Consider the following 24,685-nt stretch of genomic DNA (forward strand, 5'->3'; position numbering starts at 1 on the left):
ATGGCGCGACGTATGGGCCACCGTCGCCCCTGGTGGCAACGGGCCTTGCGTCGTTGAGCAGCGGGCGTTATTGAATGACGATGTAGGCGACCCCGGCGCGCGTCGCGCCTATTGGGGGCACAAAAAACACGACTCCCCCATACAGACCCGCCACAGTAGCTGTCGGGTTCGGATGAGGGATGTCAACGGGCATCGGCATGGTGTTGAATCGAGAAGGTACGACACATCGGAGCGAGTGGGTTGTGTGCATTTTCACCACTGGCTACGCGGAATCGCCCCACTTCACCCGCTTCCTGCACATCATGTGAAGAAGAGAGAGCGGAGCGGGAACGCTAGGGTCGTAACAGAGCGAAAGCGGGAAACCCGCTGTAAAATAATAATACCCAGGCGGGACCGAAAAGTCACCCCACCTGGGCATTTTTTTTGCAGTCTACCAAAAACGCCCAGTCTTTACAGACGGAACGCTGGTTCATACTCAGCCGGCCGGCTTGATGGTGACCTTCGCGCCGGTTTCTTCCAGCTTCTTCTTCACATCTTCAGCGGTCTTCTTGTCGACGTTTTCCTTGATGGACTTCGGCGCGCCTTCGACGGTCGCCTTGGCTTCACCCAGGCCCTGGCCGGTCAGCTCGCGGACGACCTTGATCGTCTTCACCTTGTCGGCGAAGCTCTCGAGGATCACGTTGAACTCGGTCGGCTCTTCCTTCTTGGCTTCAGGAGCAACCGCCGGACCCGCCGCCATCATAACGCCGCCAGCGGCCGGCTCGATGCCGTACTTGTCCTTGAGCAGGTTCTTCAGCTCAACGGCTTGAATGAGGGTCAGACCGGCGAGTTGTTCACCAAGTTCAGCAATGCTAGCCATGATTAGAGTTCCTTTTAAAAAGCTGCGCCGGGTGAAGCAATCCGGCTAGGAGCGTAATAGCTGGTCGGGTTAAAGCCCGGCATTTCCGGGCCGCGGAATCGGACCTCGAAAGGTCGCGATCCGCTCAATTTCTCAGTCCGGGGCACCGCCCCGGATAACAACAGACGCCAGAACCGGCGAGCGGGTTCAACCCGCGGCAGGAGCCGGAGCACCTTCCGCGGCGGCCGGAACCTTGTCTTCGATGGTCTTGAGGATACTGGCCAGTTGCGCACCCGGAGCATCCAGGGCGCCCGCGAGCGCGGACCCGGGGGCCAGGATCGCGGACACGAGGCTGGCGATCGCCTCTTGCTTGGTCGGGATCTTCTTGGCTTCTTCGAGCGTGACCGGCGTGCCGTCCGCGACCGCAGTCTTTTCCTTGATCTTGGCCGGCAGCTTCGGGTCCGGGCGGAGCTGTTTCAGCACCGTATCGACGGCGGTACTGAGCGCCTTCACGCTGTCCGCGCCCCAACAGAGGAGCGTCGGGCCGGAGCCCGTTTCGACCGTAATGCCGTTCTCGCCGAACACCTTCTTGACGAAGCTGTTCTTGACCATCTTCACGCGAACTTTCTTGTCGCGCAGACCCTTCCGCAGCGTGTAGTCCGCGGCCGAATCGAGCTTCAGCGGCTCGAGCAGGACGAAGTCCCGCACGCCCTCGAACGTCTTGCGGAGGTCGTTCAGTTCCAGCTCTTTGATCTTCTTGCTCATCGCGTCGGCTCGTGTTTGGTGTTTAGTGGTGGGTGTTTAGCCTCAGCGGTTCGCATTTGGGAGCGTCCACGGGGCCGAAAACCCGGCCCCGAACCTCTTCCCGAACACGAAGCACCAAGCACTAAACGCGAACACAACTCAGATCGCCAGCCGGATGCCCGGCGACATGGTGGCCGAAAGGACCACCCCGTTGATGAAGTTGCCTTTGACGCCGGACGGCTTGACCGACCGCACCTGCTCGACGAACGCGGTGATGTTCTCGATGAGCTTCTGCTCGTCGAAGCTCATCTTGCCGACGCCCGCGTGAATCTGCCCGGTCTTGTCGGACCGGTACTCGACCTTGCCGGCCTTGAACTCGCGCACCACACTCGCGAGGTCGCCGGTCGCCGGTACCACGGTACCGGCCTTCGGGGTCGGCATCAGGCCGCGCGGCCCGAGCACTTTACCGAGCCGCGACACCTGGCCCATCATGTCCTGGGACGCCAGTGCCACGTCGAATTCGAGGAACCCCTGCTTCTGCACCTTCTCGACGAGGTCCGCCCCGCCGACCACGTCCGCACCGGCGGCCTTGGCCTTCTCGACGTTGTCGCCCTGGCAGAACACCGCGACGCGGACACTCTTACCGATACCGTGCGGCAGCGGGATCGCCCCGCGGACCATTTGGTCCGATTGCGTCGGGTCGATGCCGAGGTTGATGTGAATTTCGACCGTCTCGTCGAACTTCGCGCGCTTGAGTTTCTTGAGTTCGGCGACCGCCTGCTTCACGCCGATCGGACCCGCGTCGTGGAGCTTCTTCACCACGTTCTTCAGGTGGTTGCGGAGCTTCTTACCGCGGCGCGGCGGGATGCCGGGCTTTTTCTTGACTTGCGGCGTCTCGGCGACGTCGATCTTCTTCTCGGCCGCAACGGGGACCGGGGCCGGAGCCGCGGCGACGACCGCTGCGGGCTCGGCTACGGGAGCCGCGGTCGGCTCGGTCACCGGTGCCGACTCTTGGTCATTTTCTTTTGCCATGATCCCAAAACCTCTCGAGTCGGGGTTCGTCGCGATTGGCGACTACGGCCCCTACCGCCGCACTCGGGGCGCGGCAGTGAGTGAGGAGATAACGATTACAACACGAAGCGATTGTCGGCAACGGGGACGTGCCGGATTTCTCTTGACAACAGTTTCCGCGGTCCGGGAAAAAGCACAGCGGAACGAGCCACGTGCTCATTCCGCCGAACCGTTTCACGGAGAGCCGATTAGCCCTCGACCACCACGATGCCCATGCTCCGGGCCGTGCCCTCGATGATACGGGAGGCGTGATCGACGTCGCGGGCGTTCAGGTCGGCCTGCTTCTGGGTCGCGATGTCCTTCACCTGCTTCTTGGTGACGGTGAACCCCTTGTACTTGCCGCCCTTCTTGGAGTCGGCGGGGATCACTTCCTTGCCGGCCTTCTTCGCGTGCGGGATCTTGGCCGCGAGCTTCAGGAGGATCGCGGCGGGCGGGCTCTTGATTTTGAACTCGAAGCTCTTGTCCGAGTACACGGTGATGACCACCGGCAGCATCAGCCCCTTCATTTCGGGCTTGTTCGTCTTGTCGTTGAACTGCTTCACGAACATACCGATGTTCACACCGTGGGCACCGAGCGCCGGGCCGACGGGCGGCGCCGGCGTGGCCGACCCGCCGGGGCACTGGAGCTTCACTTGGCCCGTCACCTGCTTCGCCATTGCTGCACCTAGAACGGATGGTCTTTGTAGAATTAACTGTTGTAGCGTTCGCACGCGGCAGTGTCCACAACCGCCCCCGGAGCACGGGCGCGGCGGGCCGGCGCGTTACACTTTGGCAACCTGCCAGTATTCGAGTTCGACGGGCAGCGGCCGCCCCCAGAACGTGACGACCACCGTGATCTTCGGCGCGTCGGTCGGGTCTTTCGGCTCGCTGATCGCGGTCACTTCGCCCTCGGAGTTGGCGAAGGAGCCCTCGCGAATGCGCACGCGATCGCCCTTCTCGAACTCGATCTTGATCTTCTTGCCCTTGTCCGGGCCGCCGGCCTGCTTTTCGCCGGTGAGCATCTGCTGAACTTCGTGTTCCGACATCGGCTCCGGGGTCGGCAACTCGTTGGACTTGTTGCGCAAGTTCAGGAAGTCACCGACGCCGCTCGTTTCGCGGAACAGGTACAGAATGCGGTCGTTGAACTCCAGCTCCGCGAACAGGTACCCCTGGAACTTCTTCCGTTTCCGGGTAACCTTCCGCTCCACCGTCACGGTGTCGCCGGTCTTCTTGTCCTTGACCTTGACCGCCTTCTTCTCGATCACCTCTTCAAACGGGATCATGATCTGGCCGAAATACTCTTCAAGACCCTCGATCGCGACCTTGCGCAGGATCGCGGCCTTGATGGTGTCTTCGCGGCCGCTCTGGACCTTGATCGCGTACCACTTCTTCTTGGTCTCAGGCGCTGGCTCGGCCGCCGGCTCGTCATCGCCCGACGCGACCGCAGGTTCCGCATCCGCATCGGACTTCGATCGGGTGCCACGAGACTTCTTCGCGGTAGTGGACGACGCTTCGCCCTCGTCCGCAGCCTCGCTCTCGGCAGCCTCCTCCGTCTCCGGCGACTCCGAAGGAGACTCGCCGGGCTCAATCAACGCCTGCACATCGCTCTCGGAAGGAGCGGGAGCGGAAACGGCATCGTTCGTGTTCGCATCGACAACCGGATCGGCGGGATTGGCCCCGTCAATCGGTGGCGTTTCTGCGGCGGTTTCTTCGGTCATGTTAGATCAGCCTTACGGCTGCCTCGCGGAGTCCCGCGTTACCACTTTTGTTCTTGTTGAACCTGACCGGCCTTGTCCGGGTTGGTCACGCGGGCCGGGAGCACACCGACCGTTTGACGACTCAGCAACCAACCCCAGAACAGGTCGACCGCGAGCAGAAACAGCGTCATGAGAAGCGTGGTGATGAGCACCACGACGGTATCTTGGGCCAACCGCTTGCGGGTGGACCACGACACTTTGTTCATTTCCGCTTCGGTCGCGATGAGGAACTCGGCGAAGTCCGGCACGTTCACCGCCCGGAACCCGATCCACAACGTGACGGCGATGATGAGCACGAGCACCACGACCTTCGCCCCGATGCTCAGCAAGAAGCCGTTCATTAGCGGGATCGACTGGATCCCGAACGGCATCGCGAGCGTCAACTGCGCCGGTACGAGCCCGTTAACGTAAAGCGACCACGCCCCGGACCCGCCGATCAGCAGGACGCCGAGGATGGTGATCCGGCGCACCTTCACCCCGAGCGATCGCTTGTACTGGTGCGACGAGAACCACCCCTGTTCTTCCATCGCGATCATCCAGCGCGAACCGGTCGTGCTGGTAAAAAATCGCACCGCGAGGAACGCGAGCCCGATGGCAACCGCGCCACTGACGGCCATCCCCGCCGTGCCCTCGATGTTCATCGCGAACGCTCGGGCGACGAAGAAGATCGTGATAATCGCGGAGATCATCAGGAAGATGCCGCCGTGTACGCCCCTCGGCGCGTCCCCGGCAATCTTGGAGCCGAACCACGCCAGCGCCGCAATCGCAGCGACCTCGGCGATGAACCAGAACAAGTAATCCGCCGGCTTGTTGCCGAGGTTCGGCGTTACGTATTCGGCCCACGTCACCGGGAGCAGGTAAAACACGATCGCGAGTGCGGCGCAAACGTAGATCGCACCGAAGAGGCTCGCGATCGGCAGGCTCAGTGACTGGCCCGGCGTACTGGGCGCGGAACTGGGTTCAATGGCGGTCGCCATGCTCCGTCCTCTCCATCCCGTCTTGGGTGCGTCCCTGAATTGCGAGGCATTGTCGCAACGGGAACGGGCGTGTTTCGTTCGTGTCCTGTGTGTCCGCCGGCGTCTCGAACCGGTCCACATGAGCCAACCGGCCGCTGAACCGGGCGAATCCCCTGTTCGGCGGCCGGTTGCGTATCGACTGCATTTACTGAGACTTCGGGCGCCGCGATCCACTCATTCCGCGACCATTCAGATCAACGGCCCGACGCCTCGCCCACTCGCCTAAATCGTCCCGCTAATTATCGACCGCTGCTCGAAGGTTGCCGGGCTCCACCCGTCTCCCCTCGCCGTTCCGCCACCCGCCGTTCGCAGCCCCGCGAGGAGCGCACTCGAACCGAACCCCGCGACAGCACGAGCGGAGGGATTTGAACCCCCAACCGACGGTTTTGGAAACCGTTGCTCTACCGTTGAGCTACGCTCGTAGGCGCCGTTAGCTCTCGACGATTCGCTGCTAACCAAAAGGGGACAGCGACACGCGCCGATCTCGCCCGACTCGGGTAGCAGCGAGAGCTAACGACCAACGGCTCAGACAAGAATCTTCGTCACGACGCCGGAACCGACGGTCTTGCCACCTTCGCGGATCGCGAAGCGAAGACCTTCGTCCATCGCGACGGGCATCCCGTCCATCAACTCCACGGTGATCTTCACGTTGTCACCGGGCATGCACATTTCGACTTCGGCCGGGAGCGTGATCGAACCGGTCACGTCCGTGGTGCGGAAGTAGAACTGCGGCTTGTAGCCCTTGAAGAACGGCGTGTGGCGCCCGCCTTCGTCCTTGGACAACACGTAGATGTTGGCCTCGAACTTGGTGTGCGGAGTGATGCTGCCCGGCTTGGCGAGCACCTGACCGCGCTCGATCCCGTCGCGATCGATCCCGCGGAGCAGCGCCCCGACGTTGTCGCCGGCGATGGCCCGGTCGAGCGTCTTCTGGAACATTTCGATGCCCGTGAGCACCGTCTTCACGTTGTCCTTGCGGAGCCCGATGATCTCGACTTCGTCGCCGACCTTCGCGGTCCCGCGCTCGACGCGGCCCGTGGCGACCGTCCCACGACCCTTGATCGAGAACACGTCTTCGATCGACATGAGGAACGGCTTGTCCTCTTCACGCTGCGGCAGCGGCACGTAGGTGTCGAGCGCGAACATGAGGGCGTCGACCGACAGCGACCCCTGGTTCTCGGAGGTCGCGTTCTCGAGGGCCTCCTTCGACCGACCGTAGACGATGGGGATGTCGTCGCCCTTGAACTCGTACTTATTGAGCAGGTCGCGGAGCTCCATCACGACGAGCGGGATGAGCTCCGGGTCGGCCTTGTCGCACTTGTTGAGGTACACGACCATGTTCGGCACGCCGACCTGCTTGGCGAGCAGGATGTGCTCGCGGGTCTGCGGCATGGGGCCGTCGTCGGCGGCGACCACCAGGATGGCCGCGTCCATCTGGGCGGCACCGGTGATCATGTTCTTGATGTAGTCGGCGTGCCCGGGGCAGTCGATGTGGGCGTAGTGCCGCCCCTTGATCGCCTGCGAGTAGTCGATCTTCTCCATGCCCGGGTAGTCGAGCAGATCCTTGTACGGCAGCGCGTCCTGGCTGGCGTAGGTGCGGTCGTTCGATTCGTATTCGACGTGGGAGACGGCGATGGTGACAGTCTTGTTCGCGTCACGAACGATGCCACCCTTGGCAATTTCCGCGTAGGTCTTGAACTCTTTGATCTTGTTCACATACGCGTTGCGAGCCATGATCGCCGCGGTCGTGGTCGTTTTGCCGTGGTCGATGTGACCGATCGTCCCGACGTTGACGTGCGGCTTGGTGCGCTCGAATGTCCCCTTTGCCATCGCTCCTCACTCCTCGACGGTTAAACGTGGTGATTGCAGGGGTCGCGGCCGAACGGCCGTCTTCCCGTTTCGGTCCGAGAGAGCTGCTGATGGGACTTGAACCCATGACCTCCTCCTTACCAAGGAGGTGCTCTACCAACTGAGCTACAGCAGCATACCCAGGTAAAGGGTAAAAGATTCGGACCGAAAGTGAAGGGGGCGGACGACCGGGGGCGGCACTTTCCTTTGAACTTTTTCCCGTTCCAGTTCCCCGGCCAGAGCGGGCGATGGGATTTGAACCCACGACATCTTGCTTGGAAGGCAAGAGCTCTACCGCTGAGCTACACCCGCACACGCGAAGACCGAGCGGAAAGAACAGAGCCAAAAAAGAAGGCCCACCCGACCGAACTCGCGAACCCGACTCGCCTTCTTCCCTATTTTTCTATTCCCGTCGCGCCCTTTCTCACTCAGAACCACACGAACCAGTGGGTAGGGAGGGATTTGAACCCCCGAATCCCGAAGGAGCCAGATTTACAGTCTGGTGCAATTGACCACTCTGCCACCTACCCGTGAACCGTCACCAACTCCGACTCGCGTGCTCTCCTGATTGTATGACCCGACTGCAGCAGTGAAAAGCTCGCGGAGGGAGTTGAACCCACGACCAGCGGTTTACAAAACCGCTGCTCTACCACTGAGCTACGCGAGCAAGATCCTTTACTTCCAAGTCTTTCGCGACTCGTTGTCTGAACCCCGCCGTGAGTGTTTTAACCACCCGTGACCGTGAACACAACAACCGTTTTCGAGGCCCGGCGGTCATGTCTAAGAGCGATTCTATAGCGCCCGGGTTCACGAACAAGCCAAAGAAACGACACAAAACGCGCCCGGCGTTCCCGCTCTTCGCCCGCGCCACGAATCACTGGGCGAAGAAGATTCGCGGGAAGATGAATTACTTCGGCCCCGGAGCGCCCACGACGGTGTCTTCAAGAAGTACGAGGAACAAAAAGGCGCGCCCCACTCCGGGCGGAAGCCGCGCGAGGTGTCCGCGGGTGTCACGGTCAAAAACCTGTGCGACTCGATCACTTTCGCCCAGTGAGCATGTCCACCACCCAGCACCCCCGCACATGCTCGCCCGGTTGTCGGCAATGGTTCAGGATGTCGTCGTTATCGCACCCGGCATCCTGAAGCGCGTCGGCCAGGATCGGCATCCGATCAAAGGCGCGGTCTTGGTAGATGCCTTCTGCGAGGGGGCGCACGTCGGACGTGAGCCAAGACGATTCAACGGCGACGGGACGGAAGGGGTTGCCGAAGATGTCGCGGAATAGGGAAGCGATAGTAAAGAACGCCTGCTGCTTGGCACTCTCAAACCGTGCTTTGCCTTCCTTGCCGTATGGTCTGCCTTTTCCCGCCGCCTCAGCTTCACTCCCCGCCGCATTGCCTACCCACCGGACAATACCCAAAGCAATGAATCCCGTGTTCCGGGTGGCGGAGTCTGCGGCATCGGCGGCCGTGTGTAGTGCGTACAGGGGGTCATGCGGCCCGCGACAATTCCAGAACCGCTCGCTCTCCTTCACTGCGTTTGTCCCGTGGGCGGCGTGCTCAATTTCTACCGAGTCGGCCGAACCGTCTGCGGCACGCTCTGCTACTTCAATCCCCTTGCGGCTTCGAGCGTCTGTCAATAAGTGCCAAACATACCGGCAGCAAGCACACTTGAGCAGACGAGTCTTTCGGGCCTCCTCGTCGGGCTTCACATGTTCCAGCATTGGTTGCGGGTCGGTCGCGGCCAGCCATTCCGCTTCGGTCATCGCTTGCCCTCTGAACCGCCTTTCGCCCCACGATATCTGCTCGTCACACCGGGTGAAGTCGTACCCCTGCCGAGGTCTTCAGAAGGGCACCGGCGGCCGGTCCTGGGGCATTGGAACCGGACCGGGGCCGCATATGAAACGGTCCCGAACAAACTGATCCGCCGTTCACATTCGACTCTTCATCTCCCGTCCCGCGGGCCGTTTAAATCGAGGATTCACAGAGCTCCCGCCCTGTGCTACGAACGCCGGCCCCTCCGGGGCGGAGGCAGGGAACCGTCTGCCGTCGCGCGGCGCGTACTTCCACCCTGTGCGCTTCTGAGTTTACTTCCGGTGTTGTTTCACGACCTCGACGTACTGCTTCGCCAGTTGCGTGATACGGGCGAAGTCGCCGGCCGCGACCGCCTTCGGTTCCACCATCTGCGAGCCGACGCCCAAACACACCGCACCGGCCTTCAGGAACTCGGGCGCGGTGGTCAGATCGACCCCGCCCGTGGGCATCAGCTTCACTTGCGGGAGCGGCCCGCGCAGCGCTTTGAAGAACGCGGGACCGACCACATCGGCCGGGAACACCTTCACGATGTCCGCACCCGCCTCCCACGCGGCCAGCACTTCCGTCGGGGTGAACGCGCCCGGCATCACGAGCTTGTCGTAGCGCCGGCACATTTTGATGACGTCCAGATTCAAACTCGGCGCGACGATAAATTCCGCGCCCGCGAGGAGCGCGGCGCGGGCCGTTTCCGGGTCGAGCACGGTGCCCGCACCGAGCAGCACGCGGTCGCCGAGGTGCTTCTTGGCGGCGCGAATCACGTCGAGCGCGTTCGGCACGGTGAGGGTGACTTCGGCCACCGTCACGCCCCCGTCGGCGAGCGCCTTCACGACCTCGACGAGCGGTTCCGGGGAGGAGAAACGAACGACAGCGACGATGCCGCAATCGGTCACGCGCTGCAAATCTTGTTCACGGCTCATGCAGCGGATTTTCCGCAATTCGGGCCAAACGGCAACGGTCCCGCTCAGTTTGGACGCAACACGAACCGTGAACTATTGTTGGGGCATGGCACCGCCACCGTCCCCCTCCCGGTACGAATCGCTCGACGTGTGGCGCGGCGCCGCGTGCCTGTTGGTCGTAGCGCTTCACGCGACGGTGTACTCGGCGAACGAAAGTTTTGACGCGCGCGTGCGTTCCGAAGGCGGGTCCGTCTTTGAATGGGTGCTCGTCGCGGCCGGGCGGTTGTGGATCGGTGTCCCGTTGTTCTTCGTAATCAGCGGCTACTGCATCGCCGCCAGTGCCGATGCGGTGCGCGCGAGGCCCGGGGGCGTGGGGCGCTACTTCGTGCGCCGGGCGCGCCGCATCTATCCGCCACTATGGGCCGCGCTCGTACTGGCGGTCGCGGTAATGTTTCTGCTCCCCCCCTTCGCGCAGCCCGCCCCAACGTCCGAAGGAGCGGTTCCGCTGGCGCCGCCCGCGCACCTGACCGTGTGGCAGTGGGTCGGCAACGCGACGCTCACCGAATCGTGGCGCGCCGCGCTCGCGGGCGGCCCGACCGGTTACGTGCTCGGTCAGTTGTGGACGCTGTGCTACGAGGAGCAGTTTTACATCGTGATGGGCGCGATTCTCCTGATCGCGCGGCGCTGGTTCTTCCCCGGGGTTTGGCTGGTGACCGCGCTCGTTCTGTTCAATTTGTCGTCACTGACCCCGTACCCGGTTAGACCCGCCGGGCTGTTCACCGACGGCTTGTGGATCGCGTTCGCGGCCGGGGTCGCGGTGTATTACCGACTGATCCACGCGCCGGCCACAACGGGCGCGAGCATCGAGTTCGCGCTGTTGATTTTCGGAGCCACCGCGCTCGCGGGGGAGGCGGACCCGTTCGACACGCGCCAGACGCTCGCGAAATACAACGCGGTCGCGTGCGGGTTCGCCGTGTTACTGTGCCGGCTCAGGCGCTTCGACTCGGCCCTGGCAACAAGCCGATGGACGGCCCCGCTCCGGTTCTGCGGGCGCATGTGCTACAGCCTGTACCTCACGCACCCGCTCGTCGCGGTGCCGATCGCGTGGATGTGCTCCCGTGCCGGGGTGGCCACGCCCGCCCTGACGGTTCTCGTCACGCTGCCACTTTGTATGGTTTCGGCTGCGGGGCTGGGGTACGCCTTCCACCGGGTCGTCGAGCGCCGGTTCCTCGGGCCGAGCCGAGCCCCCGGCGCGGGCTGAAATGCCGGTGCCGACTCCCGCCCGGCACGCGCCTTGAATACACTTCTCACGTCGTGCCCGCGCCCAATCCTCAATTCGGACGCTGCCAATGCGCCGCCGCCCGTTCCCGCTCATCGTTCTGTCGGTCGGGGTCGGTCTCGTACTGTTCACCGCGTTCCGCCCCGTGTTCGCGCACGCGGACGCGGTGCCGGCGGACGACCCGACTCAGTACCCCACCGTCGAGATCAAGCCCGTTTCCGGCCCCACGGCCACGCGGAAGCTGAAGCTCTCGGCGGTCACGCTGAGGACCGAGACCGGCACCACGACCATCGGGATGCAGCACGTCAAGCGGATCACGTTTCAGGGCGACCCGGACAGCAAATCGAACGATACCGTTCAGCTCGCGGACAAGTCCATCGTGAGGGGGCACGTGACCGCGGAACAGTTCGTGGTCGAAGTGGACGGCGTCGACGCCCCGTGGAAGAAGGCGGACGTGCGCGAAATCAAGGTCGTGCGCGACGAGCACCTCTCGCTGCTCGCGATCCTGTTGGGCCTCCTCACGCTCACCGCAATGGAGATCGTGCTGGGCATCGATAACGTGATCTTCCTGGCCATCGTCGCGGACAAACTGCCCGCCGACCAGCGCCCGCGGGCGCGCAAGATCGGCCTCGCCGCGGCACTGGGCACGCGCCTCCTGTTACTACTCTCGCTGTCGTTCCTGCTCGGCCTCACGACGCCGCTCTTCACGCTCCCGGAACTCGGGCTCCTGCACGATCTCGAGGCCCGAGAGGTGTCGTGGCGCGACCTCATCTTGCTCGCCGGCGGGCTGTTCCTGATCGGGAAGAGCACGTTCGAGGTTCACGAGAAGATGGAGCACGCGAAGGCGGAACAGGACGGGGCCGCGCCGTCGGCGCCCACAAAAGTAGTAAGCTTCGCCCGCGTCATCGTGACCATTGCGGTCATCGACATCGTGTTCTCGCTCGACTCGGTCATCACCGCGGTCGGGATGGTCGAGCAGGTGTGGGTGATGATCGTGGCGATGGTGATCGCGATGCTCGTGATGCTCTATTTTGCCGGGCCGATCGCGCACTTCGTGGAGAAGCACCCGACGATCAAGGTGCTGGCGCTCAGCTTCCTCATCCTGATCGGCGTGATGCTGGTCGCGGAGGGCTTGGGGCAGCACATCGACAAGGGGTACATCTACGTCGCGATGTCGTTCGCGCTGATCGTGGAAATGGTCAACATGAAGCTGCGCGGCCCGAAGAAAGAGGGCGCCGCGAAGTCGTAAGGCTAGCTGAAACTTGTATCGTGGCCCGGGCCTCTGGAACGTGCCGTTTCAGATCGCGCTCCTGGCGCTCACGTCGGTTGCCTCGGAGCTCGTTGTGCTGGCAGGGTACGGGTTCGCGGCGGGCCGGTTGTCGCACTGGGCGAAGCGCCCCGGTGTCACGCCACGGCCGATCGCGCCGCGGGAACGCTGCTCGTGGGGGCCGGGATCGGTCTGGGGTTGACCGCGAACCGTTGAAGGGGTCGCGTTACGCGCCGATGGCCGCGAGCGCCGATTGGAGATCGCCGCGGGCGTATGGTTTTTGCAAGAACCCGGTGGCCGAGTCGCTCGCGAGGTCTTCGGGCACCGCTTCGGCGGTGTACCCGCTGCACAGGATGACGGGAACGGTCGAGCGGTCGCGGATCGCGGCGAGGGCCTCCGCCCCGTCCATGACGGGCATCATCAGGTCGAGCAGCACCACCCGCACGAGATCGGCGTGGGCCACGAACAGGGCCACGGCTTCCGCGCCGTTGCACGCGGTGAGCACCTCGTACCCCATCTGTTTCAGCATCAGTTCACCGACCTGCCGGACGATCGGTTCGTCGTCCGCGACGAGCGCGAGCCCGCGCGCCTCGGCGACGGCCGCCGGCGCGGGCCGGGGGTCCGGGGCCGGGGTCGCCCGCGGTTGGGGCCGCGGAATGGATTCGGTGCGCCGCCCGCGGCGGTGGCGCGGGGGGGATTCGAGCGGGGTGCGGAGCAGCGGGTCCATCGGCGCGGGCGTGGTCACGGCTTCGGGCAGCGCTTCGGTTGTTACCGGGAGCAGGACGGTGAACCGGGTTCCGAATCCCGCGCGGCTGTCCACGCGGATGCCGCCGCCGTGCCCGCGAATGATCCCGAGGACCGCGGACATCCCGAGCCCGCGCCCGGTGAATTTCGTGGTGAAGAACGGGTCGAAGAGCCGGGCCTTCGTCGCGTCGTCCATCCCGCACCCGGTGTCCGACACGATGAGTTCGATGAACTGCCCCGGCGCGGCCGGGCTGTACACCCCGCCGCTGACCGCCTCGAGTGCGAGGTCGTGCGCGGTCGTGGTCACGGTCACGGTCCCGGCCCGGTCGCCGATGGCTTCGCCGGCGTTGATGAGCAGGTTCATCAGAACCTGCCGGAGCTGCCCGTCGTCGCCCGTAATAAGCGGGAGCGTCGGCGACAGGTGCAGGTTCAGTTGCACCTTCTTGGGCAGGGTCACCCGCAGCAGTTCCGTGGTCTGGCTGATGAGCTCGTTCAGGTCGATCGTGCGGAGCAGGAACCGGCCCTTACCCGAGTACGCGAGCAACTGGCGCGTCAGCCCGCCCGCCTGCGCGACGCCGCTCAACACGGTGGCGAGGTGGTCGCGGGCCGGGTGCCCCTCCGGGAGCAAACCGGCCGCCAGTTCCGCGTGCCCGTGTATCCCCGCGAGCAGGTTGTTGAAGTCGTGTGCCACGCCCCCGGCCAGGACGCCGAGCGCTTCGAGGCGCTGCGTGTCCTGCATCTTGCGCTCGAGCGCGGTCCGCTCGGCTTCCGCGAGCCGGCGCTCGGTGAGGTCGATGCCGACCGCCTGGATCTCGCTCCGCCCGTCACCGGTGGTGATGTGCCGGGCGGTCCAGCGGTACCAGAGGCACGAGCCGTCGGGCTTGCGGATCATCCCGGACGCGCCCGACGCGGGGCCGGTAATCGGTTGCGGTACGGGCAGGTCGGCGACCATTTCCTCGCGCGGCATCTCGGGGATGAATTCCATCACCGATTGCCCGATCAGCAGGTCGCGCGGGTACCCGAGCAACCGGCACAGGGTCTCGTTCACGAAGGTGAGTTTGCCCTCGGGCGTGTACCGCACGATGGCCGCCGGGGTGCTGTCCACGAGGTTCTGGTACTCGCGCGCCGCGGTGGTGAGGGCCGCTTCCGCGCGCTCGCGCTCGGCGAGCGTGGTCGTCATCGCGAGGGTGATGAGCGCCGCGGTGATCGCGAGCGCCCAAACCATGAGCATCTTGGTCATCGGGGCTAGGTGCCCGAACGCGCCGACCCCTTCGGACGTGCCCGCGACCGCGAAGGCCGCCAGGATGAGCACGTGCAGCGACCCGACGCGGAGCCGCTCGTTCATCCCCACCCAGATGAGGAGCATGAACGGCGGGAACACCATCAAGCTGCGCACCGGGGCCGCGGCCGCGTTCGTGAACGCGATCCCGCACAGCACGGTGGTGAGGAGCAATACGAGTGTGGGGCGGATCGCGCTGCGGTTCATACGCGGGCGGACCGCGGTGAGGAGAGGCGGCGCGACGATGAGCAACCCGGCCGTGTCGCCGAGCCACCAGACGAGCCATGCCGGAACGAGTTCGATCGGGGGAAGGCCGCCGAGCATGCGCCAGAGGGCGCCGTTGGTCGCCGTCGCGGTCATCCCCACGAGTCCGGCCAGAAGGAATGCGTATAGGTCCCGGCGCCCGGCGGACGTCGGGTTGAACCGGAAGCGGCGGAGGATTTCGACGGCGATGAGCGGCCCGACCGCGTTACCGGCCGAAACACACAGTGCGACCCACCAGGGGAACAGTTGAAACTCGCACGCGATTGCGCCTAAGAATATTCCTGGAAAGAATTTCCGGCCGGCGCGGGACAGCACCGCCACCGCGATCCCGGTCGGCGGCCAGATGAACGCGACGTGCGTGCCCTCGACCGAGAACAGCAACCCGACCCGGGCCGTCGCGTAGTACGCGATCGCGACCGCGAACACGCCCGCCAGGTACCACCCGGCGCAGCGCAACTTGTCGGTTGTGTGTGGTGTTGTTCGCGTCACGAAAAGGAGCAGTAAGGGCAGGGACTACGGATTTCTGTCCAAGCGTAGTTCGCTTCTCACCACTCCGCCACGAACTCGCGCCATTTTTTAAATTTCAGCTACCACGCGACGGACCAACACGCGCAATTTCTTCTCGGCTTCATTTGCGGTCGCGATGATTTCGGGAAGGCTGACGGGCTCTAGCGAATCTGGGAGGCACACGTCGGTTATGACGGAGATCCCGAACACGCGCATCTTGGCGTGAACCGCGACGATCACCTCGGGCACCGTGGACATGCCCACGACGTCCGCGCCGATGGTTCGTAGGAAGCGATATTCAGCGCGCGTTTCGAGGTTCGGCCCACTCACCGCGACGAACACGCCCTGGTGACAGACGATCTGCTCTTCCAGCGCGACGCGCCGGCCGATTTTGAGCAACTCCCGGTCGTAGGGGAAGCACATGTCCGGGAACCGGTCGCCGAGCCGGTCGTCGTTCGGCCCGATTAGCGGGTTGTCGCCGAGCAAGTTGATGTGGTCCTCAATGAGCATGATGTCCCCGCGACCCCACTGCGGGTTCATCCCCCCGCAGGCGTTGCTCACGACCAGCGCGCTGGCCCCGAGCGCCTTCATCACGCGCACGGGGAACGTGACCTGTTGCAGCGAGTACCCCTCATAAAAATGGAACCGCCCCTCCATCACCACGACCTTCTTGCCGGCAAGGGTGCCGCAAACGAGTTGCCCCTTGTGCGAGGGCGCGGTCGAGCGCGGGAAGTGCGGGATCTCCTCGTAAGGGATGACGACGTCCGTCTCCACGTCTTCGGCGAACTTGCCCAGACCCGTGCCGAGGATGATGCCCGCGGTCGGCGCGTGCTTCCACTTCGCCCGAACGAACGCGGCGGCTTCCTGGATCTGGTCGTACAGCGCGGTGGACATGGGGGCTCCGGGTGTGGGGTCGGGTGTTGTTGTACGATCCCCCTCGCGCTTAGCGGCGGCGAATTCCGGGGCGGATTAGGTACAAAGAACTTGTTCGTGTGTTCAGTATGTGGTATTATTCTGGGTAATCGCACACTTGTGCAGGGTGAAGAACCTACCCCCCGTCCCCCTCCCTAAAGGGAAGGGGTGCAGGCGGTTCACAGCCAACTGGCGTGATACCAAGCTCAGAGGTTTTGCGCGCCTGCTCCCCTTCCCTTCAGGGAGGGGGACGGGGGGTAGGTTGTCTTTGGAGCAGTTCGTCGCGCGGGCCTTCTGCGTCTGAAACACGGTTTCGACGAGTTGAGAGCGCTTTTCGCAACGCCTTGTTTCGCAGACAATTGCGTCGATTGGCTAACAATCGCGGCCCCCGAAAATGTTAGCGAATGTTAGCCGCGCCCGGGTCGGTTGGTGGGACCGGGCACCCGCACTTCGGCCGGATCGTACACTGACTCTCGCATCGCCACCGCGGGAACAGGGACCGGAGTAATCATGGCAGTCAACTTGCCGCCGCACTATCACGACGCCGACGCTCGGTACAAGAAGGCTCAAACGCCCGAAGACAAACTCGTCGCGCTCAAAGAGATGTGGGTGCTCCTGCCCAAACACAAGGCGAGCGAGAAGGTTCAGGCCGAACTCAAGACCAAGATTTCCGAACTCACGGACCAGATCGAGCAGGCCAAGCAGGGGCCGAAAAAGGCCGCGCCGGGCACGTTCAAGTTCCCGCGCCAGGGGGCGGGGCAGGTGGTGTTGCTCGGTCCGCCGAACGCGGGTAAGTCGCAGTTGCTCACGAAGCTCACGAAGGCGACGCCGGCGGTCGCACCGTACCCGTTCACGACGCGCGAACCGGCGCCGGGGATGATGGACTACGAGGACGTCCGCGTGCAGTTGATCGACCTGCCGCCGATCACCGCGGACCACTACGAGACCTTCGTCACGGACATCACCCGCGCCGCGGACGCCGCACTGTTGTTCCTCGACCTCGCGGACGACGACGGCCCGGCCGCGACTCGTGCAGCCATCGATCGACTAAAACTTGCGCGCCGGGAACTCGTGCCGCCGGGAAGTCCGCCCATCGACGACCCCACCGTGTACGCGATTCCCGCGATGCTCGTAGCAAACAAGAGTGATGACGAGGCCGCCGACATTCGGTTGGAGATCGCACGCGAGGAGTTCGGCACGCAGTTCCCTCTGTTCGTCGTCTCGAGCGAGCGCGGCGACGGTTTGGAGGAACTCCGCAAGGCGATTTACGGCGCCCTCGGCGTGATGCGGATCTACACGAAGCAACCGGGTAAGCCGGCGGACATGACCAGCCCGTTCACGCCGCCGATCGGCGCAACGGTCGCGGAACTGGCGGGCAAGGTCCACCGCGACCTCGAAGACACGGTGAAGTCGGCCCGCGTGTGGGGCACCGCGGTCCACGACGGCCAGACCGTCGGCCGCGACCACGTGCTGCACGACAAGGACGTGGTTGAGTTACACACGTAAGAGGGCGCACAGGGCTTCCGCCCTGTGCTACGGAAGCCGGCCCCTCCGGGGCGAAGGCAAAAATACCAACGGCCACAGTGGGCCGTCCCTTCGGGGTGAAGATCGGTACTGCCAGTGCGTTTCCGCCCCGGAGGGGCCGGCTTCCGTAGCACAGGGCGGAAGCCCTGTGCGCCTATGAGGGGCTTCGCGTTGAAACTTCCGACCTCTCGCGCGATGATATCGTCATGACTCCAACCACTGCACCGCCGACGCCCTACCTCGTCCGGCACGGGTCGATGCGGTTCATCGGCGCGTTCACCGCGCCCGATAACGCGATCGTGCGCCGCGCGGACGTGGCCATTCTGCGCACCGAGCGCGGGCTGGAGAGCGGCGAAGTGTTGTGCCCGGCCACGCCGCAAGCCCTCGCCGCGATCCCGGAGCCGACGCACGGGGAACTCGTCCGTGTGGCCACGGTCGAGGACCGGGCGAAGATCGCGAACATTGCGCTCCAACAGAAGCAGCAGTACGAGACCGGCACCAAGCTCGTGAACCAGCACCGGCTCGCGATGCAGATCGTGGACGTGGAGTACATCTTCGGCGGCGAGCGGCTCGTGTTCTACTTCCTCGCCGAGGGGCGGGTGGACTTCCGCGAACTCGTGAAGAGCATGGCCCGCGAGTTCCACACCCGCATCGAGCTGCGTCAAATCGGGGTGCGCGACGAAGCGAAGTTGCTCGCGGACTACGGCGATTGCGGTAAGCCGGTGTGCTGCAACACGCACATGGTGGTGATGCCGCCGGTCAGCATGCGGATGGCGAAACTGCAGAAGTCCACGCTCGACCCGACGAAGATTTCCGGGCGCTGCGGGCGGCTAAAGTGCTGCCTCCGGTTCGAGCAGGACGTTTACGAAGAGTTCCAGAAGGAGCTGCCGCCGATCGGCGTGCGCGTGGTCACCGCGAAGGGACAGGGGAAGGTGCTGGCGCACGAGATCCTCGCGCGCCGGCTGCTCATCGAGTTCGAGGACGGGCGCCGGCTCCCCGTTGCCGCCGACGAGGTGCTGACAAGGTTGTAAGATGGTGTCGCCGGTGAGAACATCGCCCAGCGGGTTCGCGTCGGTTTCATCGGTCGGTGCCCACCGGCCGTTCGTCAGCAGGAGAAACTGTGGACCCTCGGATTCTTGACCTGTGCCGCGAAGACCCGCGGTTCGCTTACGAAGCCTACGAGTTCGTCTGCGACGCGGTCACGTTCACCCAGGACCGTCTCGGCCGCGCCGCGGTGGAGCACGACGAGGAGAGCGACGACCGGCACGTGAGCGGCTCGGAACTGCTCAACGGCACGTGCGCGCTCGCGCTCCGCGAGTTCGGCATGATGGCCCAGGTCGTGTTCAAGCAGTGGGGCATCAAGACCACCGACCACGTCGGCGAGATCGTGTTCAAGCTCATCAAAGTGCAGCGCCTGAGCAAGTCCGACCGCGACGACCCGGACGATTTCCACGACCTGTTCGACATCTCCCAAACGCTCCGCGACGGGTTCGAGATCACGCTCGGTGACGTGGCCAAGCGCGGGGACCGGTGAGCCGGTCGGCGGGGTTTCGTATTCCTTTGGCGGAGTTTGTGGCAGCCATCATGAGTAAACGGATTCGGCTGATCGTCGCCGCGGTTCTCTTCGTCGGGTGGCTCGGGTGGCTGGGTGCTACGGCCCTCACGAAGAGCCACGCCCCCATAATCTCTCGCGCGCAAGCGGCCGGGGCGACCGTCGTCGTTGTGGCCGACCTGACGACCGGTGAGGACGGCCGCGTCGTTCACCTGATCCGCCAAGTTCCGCAGCAGGGCGCGTTTCCGCTGGCGCTGAGCGAGAAGGCCGACCGGCCGGCGATCGTCGTGAAAGTGCTCCAGTCGCTCAAGGACGGCCCGGCGCCGGAGGCTCAGATCGGCGTCGCGAATTTGCCGGACTGCGTCGGGTACGCGGGGCCGGGGCGGTACCTGCTCCTGTTGAATAAGGACGCGGCCTCGCACTTTGAAGGGAACCGGGACGCGTACCTGCTCGCGGAGCGGCCGCGCTTGCCCGGCACCGATCCGTCCGCTGTCGGGCTGCCCGTGATCTACCCGTGGTCGGACAAAACCGAAGCCGACTTGCTCGATCAGGTGAAAAAGTTATTCCCGTAAAGGCGCACAGCGGTCACGCTACCACTACGCCCACGAGCACGTCGTACCCCGCGTGCGCGCCGACCGCGATCCCGAACCCGCGTGCCACGAACAAGACGGTGAAGTACAGCCCGGCGGTGGTTCGGAACACGAAGTAGTCCGCCCGCATCGGTTCCCCGTAGGGGCCGATGTGGTGGGCCGCGGCGAACGCCAGGGCCGCCGCACACGCGGCCGCCGGAACCACAACGAGTCCCGGGATGCCGATGGTGCGCAGCACGAGCACCAGCCCGCCGAACAAGCCGAGCCGGAACAGCACTTCTTCGTAAATGCCCGCGCCGATGAACGTGAGGATCTGGGTCGGTGGGGCGGTGCGGACCGTGATTTGGAGTTTGATTCCGAGGCCGTCAATGATCGGCCCGAAGTTCCGGCTGAATTGCCACAACACGACCGCGAACAGTACGCTCTCGAACGCCATCCCGAACCACGCGGTCACCGGGTCTTCGGGGCGGTCGGCCCAGCGCCACCAGCTCCACACGAGCATCACGCCGAGAACGATGGCCGGCGCGATCAAGACGTGGCCCGCGCCGAACACTTCGAGCGCCCAGCGGAACCAGGCGTCCGCGCCGTTACGGAACCGCGCGGCCTGGTCCCCGCCGAGCCAGAACAGCCCGCCCTCGTAGGCCACGAGGAGCGGCACCAGGAACAGGAAGCACACCCACGGGTGGCGCGTGGCCAAGAGGTAAGACTTCATGGGTCGAAAGACGGCGGCCGGCTAGCGGCAAAGACAGCGCACTGCCTCGGCCGCCCGCCGTCCGCCCCCTAAACCAAGTCGGGGTACCGGCTCCCCAGGAGTTCTCGGCGCCGTGCCGCGGGGACTGCTTTCACGATGCTGCCGTGGTCCGCGGCCGACAAGTCCAGGTGCTCGGCGCGGGGCAGCATCGCCCCCTCTGCGTCCGTTAGAACCGCGACGACCGGGCGCCCCGGCGCGCGCGGGTCGAGTCGGTTGGCGTGGTTCGCGACGACGACCCCGGTCCGCCCGTCGGTGAGCTCGACCACGGTGTTCACCGGGTAGTACGACAGGTTCAGCAGGTACTCGGCGAAGTCGCGGTCGATCTGCCGCTGTTCGGCCATCAGGAGCACTTCGGTCAGCGCGGCGCGCGGGTCGGCCGCCGGGCGGTGCGGGCGGTTCTCGCTGAGCGCCGCGTACACGTCTGCGACACGGAGCAGGCGCCCGAGCGGGGGCACCTGCGACCCGTGCAGCCCGCCCGGGTACCCGGTCCCGTCCGCGCGCTCGTGGTGCGTGGCGATGGCCGCGGCGAGCGGGCCGGCGAGGTTCGGGAACCGCCAGAGGAGCAGTTCCGCACCGAGTTTCGGGTGCGCTTCCAGAACCCGGCGATCGTCGGGCGTGAGCGGGTCCGTCTTCGCGAGCAGCGCGGAGGGCACGGTCACCATTCCGCAGTCCATGAGGAGCGCGGCGACCACCGGCGCGAGCGGGCGCGCGGCCCACTCGTAGTCGAACGGCACGATCCGCGCCACGACCTGCGCGACGTTGAGCGCGTGGGCCGCGACGAACCGGGCCGGCACCGGGAACGCGACCGCGCCGCCGGGCGCGTGGGCCGAATCGACCGGCGCGGACACGAACCGGATCGGCTTCGCGAGCCGGGCGTCCTCGAGCACCTCTTCCGCGAGCGCCGCGACCGCCTCCAGAGTAGTCGGGAGGTTGCAGTGGAGCGCGGCGAAGAAGCCCGCGAGCCGGTCGATGCGGTCGGAATCCCGTCGGCGCTCGGCGAGGACACGCTCCTGAATCGATAAGCGGTCCTGGACGACCGCGAGCAACCCGGTCAGCCCCTCGCACATCTTCAGTTGCGCGCCGGCCGAGTCCGGGAACGCCTGCGCGAGCCGCACGCTCGAATCGAGCACGCCCACCGTTTCCCGGTGGTAGTCCACCAGCGCGTCCGGCTCGGTCCCACCGGCATACGCGGCGAACAGCGGGTCTTCCGTGAACTTGCGCTGGCGGTCGAGGAGCTCTTTCGCCCGCGCGAGGAGCCGCTGGGCGCGTTCCGTGAATTGTGGTTGCGGCCGCGGCTTTTCGGTGACTTCGGGGTCGCCGCCCGCGATCCGCTTGAGGGACAAGCGGAACGTCTCCGCCTCGGACACGATCCCGATGTGGTCCCCCGGGTCGACTAGGAGCGCGTCCGGGATGAGTTGCGGCGTCGCGTCGAGCCGTTGCCGGAACGCGGAAATTCGATCGAGCAGACCTCGCGTATCGCTCACGGCACCTCTCCCCAGTCGCGCCACCAGCGGGAACCGGTTCCCGAAGCCGGTTCCGTCCCCCTATCGCCAGTAATCGACCGGTCGGGCCTGGAGACTTGAGCCGATTTTGCGGATTGGGCGGATCGGAGGCGCGAAGCTGGGCGAGCTCCGGTACCGCAGGGAAAATGGGTCGCGGTGAGAACCTGTTACCGGCTGCGTTGATTGTTGATGATGTTGTGGACCTTGTTGCCCTTCGCGGCGTCGAGGATCGCGGTCTCGACGCCCCAGGGGACGCTCTTATCGATGTCGAGGAGGATCTCCTTCCGCCCGGTCGCGTTGATGACGTTCTGCATCTCGGTGAATATCTGCTCCTGACTCACCTCCTTGCCCTCGATCTTGATGACCGGGCGCTCACCGTCCATCTTCACGATCACCTTGAACACGCGGTCCTTCAACTCTTCTTTGGAGATTTGCGGGATGCCCTTGTCCTCGGCCGAGTCCGGCGGCACGTCGAGCGCGCGCTCGAGTGAGGCATAGGTAATCGTGAGGATGAAGAAGATGAGCAGCACGAGGCACACGTCGATGAGCGGGTTCATGTCGAGGTGCGTGTCGTCGGCCTCCTCCGACGGAGGAGGGTCGATGTCTTGGGCCGCCTCCGCGAAGGTGGGGTGAACCTCGATCGCGTGCCACACCATGTCGGTCGGACCCCGCACCTCGTCGGTGGGGAGGAAGTTCCCGTCCCGCAGCCCGGTAAGGACTTCTCCCGCGGTCGGGAGAGCGAGTACGTCCGGTGAACCTTCCTTGCGCACGTGCCACGCGCTCATTTTTCGGGTGCCTCAACGACGGTCGCGACGGTGGAGTTGATGATGCCCTTTTTGCGCAGCGGCTCGAGCTCGCGCCGCAACTCGTAGACGCGCTCGCGCGGTAAATCCTTGCGGCACGCGATGCGCACCTCGGGGGGCCGCGTGGTGCCGACGAGCGCCTCGTTGAGCGCCTTGAGCGCGTCCTCCGGCCGCTGCAGCATGTCCTGGCTCGGCTTGGGCGCCACGTTGCCGACGCGCACCGAGTAGTACACGTCCTCGGTGTTGAGCTTCTCGATGGTGATCGTGATCGCGTCCGGGTCGTTGGTGAGCTGGCCCGCGTACTTCATCTCCGGCACGTCCACGGGCGCGAGCGCGCCGGACGCCTGGATCATGATGAAGAAGACGAGCAGCACCATGCTGATGTCGATGAGCGGGATCATGTCCACTTCGTCATCGTCTTCCGGCCGGCGGACGCGCGCCCCCGGTTCCGGGTCGGGCAGTTCGACCGGCGCGGCTTCCGCGGGCAGCGCCTCCGCAGGCGCGGCATCTTCAGATTCGGGCACGGGGAGAGCCGCGGGCGCGGTGATCGCGGCCGACGGGCGCGCGAGGTAGTCGGCGAGCAGTTCGTTATCGCCGACCGCGACCCACGCCGTCGTCGTGCCGGCCGGCCGCACCTTGTCGGAGCGGGAGAGCCGGCCCTGCTGCGTCCAGTCGGCGACGATGTTGTACGGGACGGCCTTGTAGACCGTGTTCGCGGCGACGAACCACACGTCGAACGCCTTCGGAATCGCGGCCATTGGCGGAACTCGCTGGTAATCTCGGGACCGCGGCGGAGCGCCTTGATGCTCGTCGCACCAAGGGATTCACTGAGCTACAACGGGACGTGACCGGCGGGCGTTGGCCCGGGAGCCTTAATCCGCTCGCGCTCTCCGCTTGGCCCGGCGCGCGCGGTCCTCTTCATCGTCATCATCGGCGTCTTCGGGCTCCTTTTCCTTCTGATCGAGGAGCTTCGGGTCCTTCTTGTAGTTGGTCACGAGCGTGATGAGTTTTTGCGACGACGCCTTCACCCGGATCTCGAACTTCGCGATCCACTCCTTGAACAGCACGTGGCTGAACACGAGCGGGATCGCGGTGAACAGCCCGAGCGCGGTGGCGAACAGGGCCAGCCCGATCTTGGAGGCGTGGCCGCCGATCTCCTTCGCCTTCCCGCTCGACGCGCCCTCGCCGATCGCGTTGAACGTGTTAATCATCGAGATGACGGTGAAGAACAGCCCCACCATCGTCGCGATCTTCGCGATCGCGAGAATCGGCGCCAGGAGGAAGTGGAGTCGAGGGACGATTTCCAGTTCGTTCTCGTTCGCCATGCTCCGGCGCATCGCCGCGGCCCCCTGGTCGGCCGCTTCCAGGCCCGCGATGAAGAGCCGGTTCGGGATCAATCCCTTCTCTTCTTTGCAAAGAGCTACCGCGGCCTTGATCCCGCCCTTCCGGAGCGTCTGCTGGAACAGCGGGAGGAAGTCGTCCATGTCCGTGTTCGCGGTGTTGTTCAGCAACAGGCGCCAGATGACCAGCGCCGCCGCGATCAGCGACATAATCACGAGCGGGATCGAGAAGTACCACTCTTTGATGAAGAAATCGTAAACCGCGTTCATGCGGGTGGTTCCCAGGGTGCGCGCGACGTGAGGTACATCTAGGATTATCGTTCTTCGGCGGGGTCTTCCACAAGTGTTTCGTTTCATCGTGACCCGACCGCGTGCCGCCGGCGCGGGTTGCGCGGATGGCGCGTTGTCGGTTG

Annotated in this window: 22 protein-coding genes and 5 tRNA genes; 6 read left to right on the plus strand and 21 right to left on the minus strand. The window is 64.9% G+C overall.

The genetic code is table 11. The features are described 5' to 3' along the window. Positions 1-475: 475 nt before the first annotated feature. The 14 genes from rplL to J8F10_RS15050 all read right to left on the minus strand — a co-directional run bounded on the left by rplL (position 476) and on the right by J8F10_RS15050 (position 9,979). On the minus strand, positions 476-859 hold the full coding sequence (gene rplL / locus J8F10_RS14985; protein ID WP_210654839.1) for a 50S ribosomal protein L7/L12: 384 nt from the start codon (positions 857-859) through the stop codon (positions 476-478). A 186-nt stretch (positions 860-1,045) separates the two neighbouring features. Next, positions 1,046-1,603 (minus strand): 50S ribosomal protein L10, encoded by a 558-nt coding sequence (rplJ, locus tag J8F10_RS14990; protein WP_210654841.1) that lies wholly within the window; start codon positions 1,601-1,603, stop codon positions 1,046-1,048. A 138-nt stretch (positions 1,604-1,741) separates the two neighbouring features. Continuing rightward, a complete protein-coding gene (gene rplA, locus J8F10_RS14995) occupies positions 1,742-2,581 on the minus strand; it encodes a 50S ribosomal protein L1 (RefSeq protein ID WP_390891141.1) in 840 nt (279 codons plus the stop codon). A gap of 260 nt (positions 2,582-2,841) precedes the next feature. Then, positions 2,842-3,309 carry a 50S ribosomal protein L11 gene (rplK, locus tag J8F10_RS15000; protein WP_210654845.1) on the minus strand — a complete coding sequence of 156 codons (468 nt, stop codon included), beginning with the start codon at positions 3,307-3,309 and terminating at the stop codon, positions 2,842-2,844. A gap of 105 nt (positions 3,310-3,414) precedes the next feature. Beyond that, positions 3,415-4,350: a transcription termination/antitermination protein NusG gene (gene nusG / locus J8F10_RS15005; RefSeq protein ID WP_210654847.1), complete on the minus strand. Its 936-nt coding sequence runs from the start codon at positions 4,348-4,350 to the stop codon at positions 3,415-3,417. Positions 4,351-4,388: 38 nt separating this feature from the next. After that, positions 4,389-5,366: a preprotein translocase subunit SecE gene (gene secE / locus J8F10_RS15010; protein ID WP_210654849.1), complete on the minus strand. Its 978-nt coding sequence runs from the start codon at positions 5,364-5,366 to the stop codon at positions 4,389-4,391. Between the two features lie 389 nt (positions 5,367-5,755). Further along, positions 5,756-5,827: transfer RNA gene (locus J8F10_RS15015), tRNA-Trp, on the minus strand. Between the two features lie 103 nt (positions 5,828-5,930). Beyond that, entirely contained in the window at positions 5,931-7,232 is a 1,302-nt protein-coding gene (tuf, locus tag J8F10_RS15020; RefSeq protein ID WP_210654851.1) for an elongation factor Tu, read from the minus strand. Positions 7,233-7,313: 81 nt separating this feature from the next. After that, positions 7,314-7,386: transfer RNA gene (locus J8F10_RS15025), tRNA-Thr, on the minus strand. Positions 7,387-7,490: 104 nt separating this feature from the next. Then, positions 7,491-7,562: transfer RNA gene (locus tag J8F10_RS15030), tRNA-Gly, on the minus strand. Between the two features lie 135 nt (positions 7,563-7,697). Beyond that, positions 7,698-7,780 (minus strand) — tRNA-Tyr (locus tag J8F10_RS15035). A 65-nt stretch (positions 7,781-7,845) separates the two neighbouring features. Beyond that, positions 7,846-7,917, minus strand: a tRNA-Thr gene (locus tag J8F10_RS15040). 370 nt (positions 7,918-8,287) lie between these two features. Continuing rightward, positions 8,288-9,013, minus strand: coding sequence for a hypothetical protein (locus tag J8F10_RS38920; protein ID WP_246523354.1), 726 nt, complete (start codon positions 9,011-9,013; stop codon positions 8,288-8,290). A 321-nt stretch (positions 9,014-9,334) separates the two neighbouring features. Next, the gene (locus J8F10_RS15050) at positions 9,335-9,979 is read right to left on the minus strand and encodes a bifunctional 4-hydroxy-2-oxoglutarate aldolase/2-dehydro-3-deoxy-phosphogluconate aldolase (RefSeq protein WP_210654853.1); all 645 of its coding nucleotides are present in this window, start codon (positions 9,977-9,979) and stop codon (positions 9,335-9,337) included. Between the two features lie 85 nt (positions 9,980-10,064). Between J8F10_RS15050 and J8F10_RS15055 the strand changes: the two genes are divergently transcribed. Next, complete coding sequence (locus tag J8F10_RS15055) at positions 10,065-11,219, plus strand: acyltransferase family protein (protein WP_210654855.1); 1,155 nt, start codon at positions 10,065-10,067, stop codon at positions 11,217-11,219. An 88-nt stretch (positions 11,220-11,307) separates the two neighbouring features. Beyond that, on the plus strand, positions 11,308-12,486 hold the full coding sequence (locus tag J8F10_RS15060; protein ID WP_210654856.1) for a TerC family protein: 1,179 nt from the start codon (positions 11,308-11,310) through the stop codon (positions 12,484-12,486). A gap of 244 nt (positions 12,487-12,730) precedes the next feature. Here the strand turns inward: J8F10_RS15060 and J8F10_RS15065 are convergent, their stop codons facing one another. Together J8F10_RS15065 and J8F10_RS15070 are read right to left on the minus strand one after the other, a co-directional pair. Next, a complete protein-coding gene (locus J8F10_RS15065) occupies positions 12,731-15,280 on the minus strand; it encodes a hybrid sensor histidine kinase/response regulator (RefSeq protein ID WP_210654858.1) in 2,550 nt (849 codons plus the stop codon). Positions 15,281-15,367: 87 nt separating this feature from the next. Further along, on the minus strand, positions 15,368-16,192 hold the full coding sequence (locus tag J8F10_RS15070) for a purine-nucleoside phosphorylase (protein WP_210654860.1): 825 nt from the start codon (positions 16,190-16,192) through the stop codon (positions 15,368-15,370). A gap of 528 nt (positions 16,193-16,720) precedes the next feature. Here J8F10_RS15070 and J8F10_RS15075 point away from each other — a divergent pair. The 4 genes from J8F10_RS15075 (at position 16,721) to J8F10_RS15090 (ending at position 19,858) form a co-directional block, all read left to right on the plus strand. Beyond that, complete coding sequence (locus J8F10_RS15075) at positions 16,721-17,716, plus strand: GTPase (protein ID WP_210654863.1); 996 nt, start codon at positions 16,721-16,723, stop codon at positions 17,714-17,716. A gap of 224 nt (positions 17,717-17,940) precedes the next feature. Then, a complete protein-coding gene (locus tag J8F10_RS15080) occupies positions 17,941-18,765 on the plus strand; it encodes a PSP1 domain-containing protein (RefSeq protein WP_210654865.1) in 825 nt (274 codons plus the stop codon). Positions 18,766-18,854: 89 nt separating this feature from the next. Beyond that, positions 18,855-19,268: a Minf_1886 family protein gene (locus J8F10_RS15085; protein ID WP_210654867.1), complete on the plus strand. Its 414-nt coding sequence runs from the start codon at positions 18,855-18,857 to the stop codon at positions 19,266-19,268. Between the two features lie 50 nt (positions 19,269-19,318). Next, positions 19,319-19,858: a hypothetical protein gene (locus J8F10_RS15090; RefSeq protein WP_210654869.1), complete on the plus strand. Its 540-nt coding sequence runs from the start codon at positions 19,319-19,321 to the stop codon at positions 19,856-19,858. Between the two features lie 13 nt (positions 19,859-19,871). Here the strand turns inward: J8F10_RS15090 and J8F10_RS15095 are convergent, their stop codons facing one another. From J8F10_RS15095 to J8F10_RS15115, 5 genes are all read right to left on the minus strand, one after another. Next, the gene (locus J8F10_RS15095) at positions 19,872-20,588 is read right to left on the minus strand and encodes a CPBP family glutamic-type intramembrane protease (protein WP_210654871.1); all 717 of its coding nucleotides are present in this window, start codon (positions 20,586-20,588) and stop codon (positions 19,872-19,874) included. A 68-nt stretch (positions 20,589-20,656) separates the two neighbouring features. After that, positions 20,657-22,111, minus strand: a complete 1,455-nt coding sequence (locus tag J8F10_RS15100) for an HD-GYP domain-containing protein (protein ID WP_210654873.1) — start codon at positions 22,109-22,111, stop codon at positions 20,657-20,659. Between the two features lie 185 nt (positions 22,112-22,296). Continuing rightward, positions 22,297-22,914, minus strand: a complete 618-nt coding sequence (locus J8F10_RS15105) for an ExbD/TolR family protein (RefSeq protein WP_210654875.1) — start codon at positions 22,912-22,914, stop codon at positions 22,297-22,299. After that, positions 22,911-23,690, minus strand: a complete 780-nt coding sequence (locus J8F10_RS15110) for an ExbD/TolR family protein (protein ID WP_210654877.1) — start codon at positions 23,688-23,690, stop codon at positions 22,911-22,913. Before J8F10_RS15110 ends, J8F10_RS15105 begins: the two co-directional genes overlap by 4 nt. A gap of 114 nt (positions 23,691-23,804) precedes the next feature. After that, positions 23,805-24,542, minus strand: coding sequence for a MotA/TolQ/ExbB proton channel family protein (locus J8F10_RS15115; protein WP_210654879.1), 738 nt, complete (start codon positions 24,540-24,542; stop codon positions 23,805-23,807). Positions 24,543-24,685: the final 143 nt, after the last annotated feature.

The organism is Gemmata palustris (assembly GCF_017939745.1).
Classification (GTDB): Bacteria; Planctomycetota; Planctomycetia; order Gemmatales; family Gemmataceae; genus Gemmata; species Gemmata palustris.

Bases quoted from the DNA above. Each gene is read 5' to 3' on its own strand.
- rplL (WP_210654839.1), bottom strand. From the start codon at position 859: ATGGCTAGCATTGCTGAACTTGGTGAACAACTCGCCGGTCTGACCCTC.
- rplJ (WP_210654841.1), bottom strand. From the start codon at position 1,603: ATGAGCAAGAAGATCAAAGAGCTGGAACTGAACGACCTCCGCAAGACG.
- rplK (WP_210654845.1), bottom strand. From the start codon at position 3,309: ATGGCGAAGCAGGTGACGGGCCAAGTGAAGCTCCAGTGCCCCGGCGGG.
- nusG (WP_210654847.1), bottom strand. From the start codon at position 4,350: ATGACCGAAGAAACCGCCGCAGAAACGCCACCGATTGACGGGGCCAAT.
- secE (WP_210654849.1), bottom strand. From the start codon at position 5,366: ATGGCGACCGCCATTGAACCCAGTTCCGCGCCCAGTACGCCGGGCCAG.
- tuf (WP_210654851.1), bottom strand. From the start codon at position 7,232: ATGGCAAAGGGGACATTCGAGCGCACCAAGCCGCACGTCAACGTCGGG.
- J8F10_RS38920 (WP_246523354.1), bottom strand. From the start codon at position 9,013: ATGACCGAAGCGGAATGGCTGGCCGCGACCGACCCGCAACCAATGCTG.
- J8F10_RS15050 (WP_210654853.1), bottom strand. From the start codon at position 9,979: ATGAGCCGTGAACAAGATTTGCAGCGCGTGACCGATTGCGGCATCGTC.
- J8F10_RS15055 (WP_210654855.1), top strand. From the start codon at position 10,065: ATGGCACCGCCACCGTCCCCCTCCCGGTACGAATCGCTCGACGTGTGG.
- J8F10_RS15060 (WP_210654856.1), top strand. From the start codon at position 11,308: ATGCGCCGCCGCCCGTTCCCGCTCATCGTTCTGTCGGTCGGGGTCGGT.
- J8F10_RS15070 (WP_210654860.1), bottom strand. From the start codon at position 16,192: ATGTCCACCGCGCTGTACGACCAGATCCAGGAAGCCGCCGCGTTCGTT.
- J8F10_RS15075 (WP_210654863.1), top strand. From the start codon at position 16,721: ATGGCAGTCAACTTGCCGCCGCACTATCACGACGCCGACGCTCGGTAC.
- J8F10_RS15080 (WP_210654865.1), top strand. From the start codon at position 17,941: ATGACTCCAACCACTGCACCGCCGACGCCCTACCTCGTCCGGCACGGG.
- J8F10_RS15090 (WP_210654869.1), top strand. From the start codon at position 19,319: ATGAGTAAACGGATTCGGCTGATCGTCGCCGCGGTTCTCTTCGTCGGG.
- J8F10_RS15095 (WP_210654871.1), bottom strand. From the start codon at position 20,588: ATGAAGTCTTACCTCTTGGCCACGCGCCACCCGTGGGTGTGCTTCCTG.
- J8F10_RS15105 (WP_210654875.1), bottom strand. From the start codon at position 22,914: ATGAGCGCGTGGCACGTGCGCAAGGAAGGTTCACCGGACGTACTCGCT.
- J8F10_RS15110 (WP_210654877.1), bottom strand. From the start codon at position 23,690: ATGGCCGCGATTCCGAAGGCGTTCGACGTGTGGTTCGTCGCCGCGAAC.
- J8F10_RS15115 (WP_210654879.1), bottom strand. From the start codon at position 24,542: ATGAACGCGGTTTACGATTTCTTCATCAAAGAGTGGTACTTCTCGATC.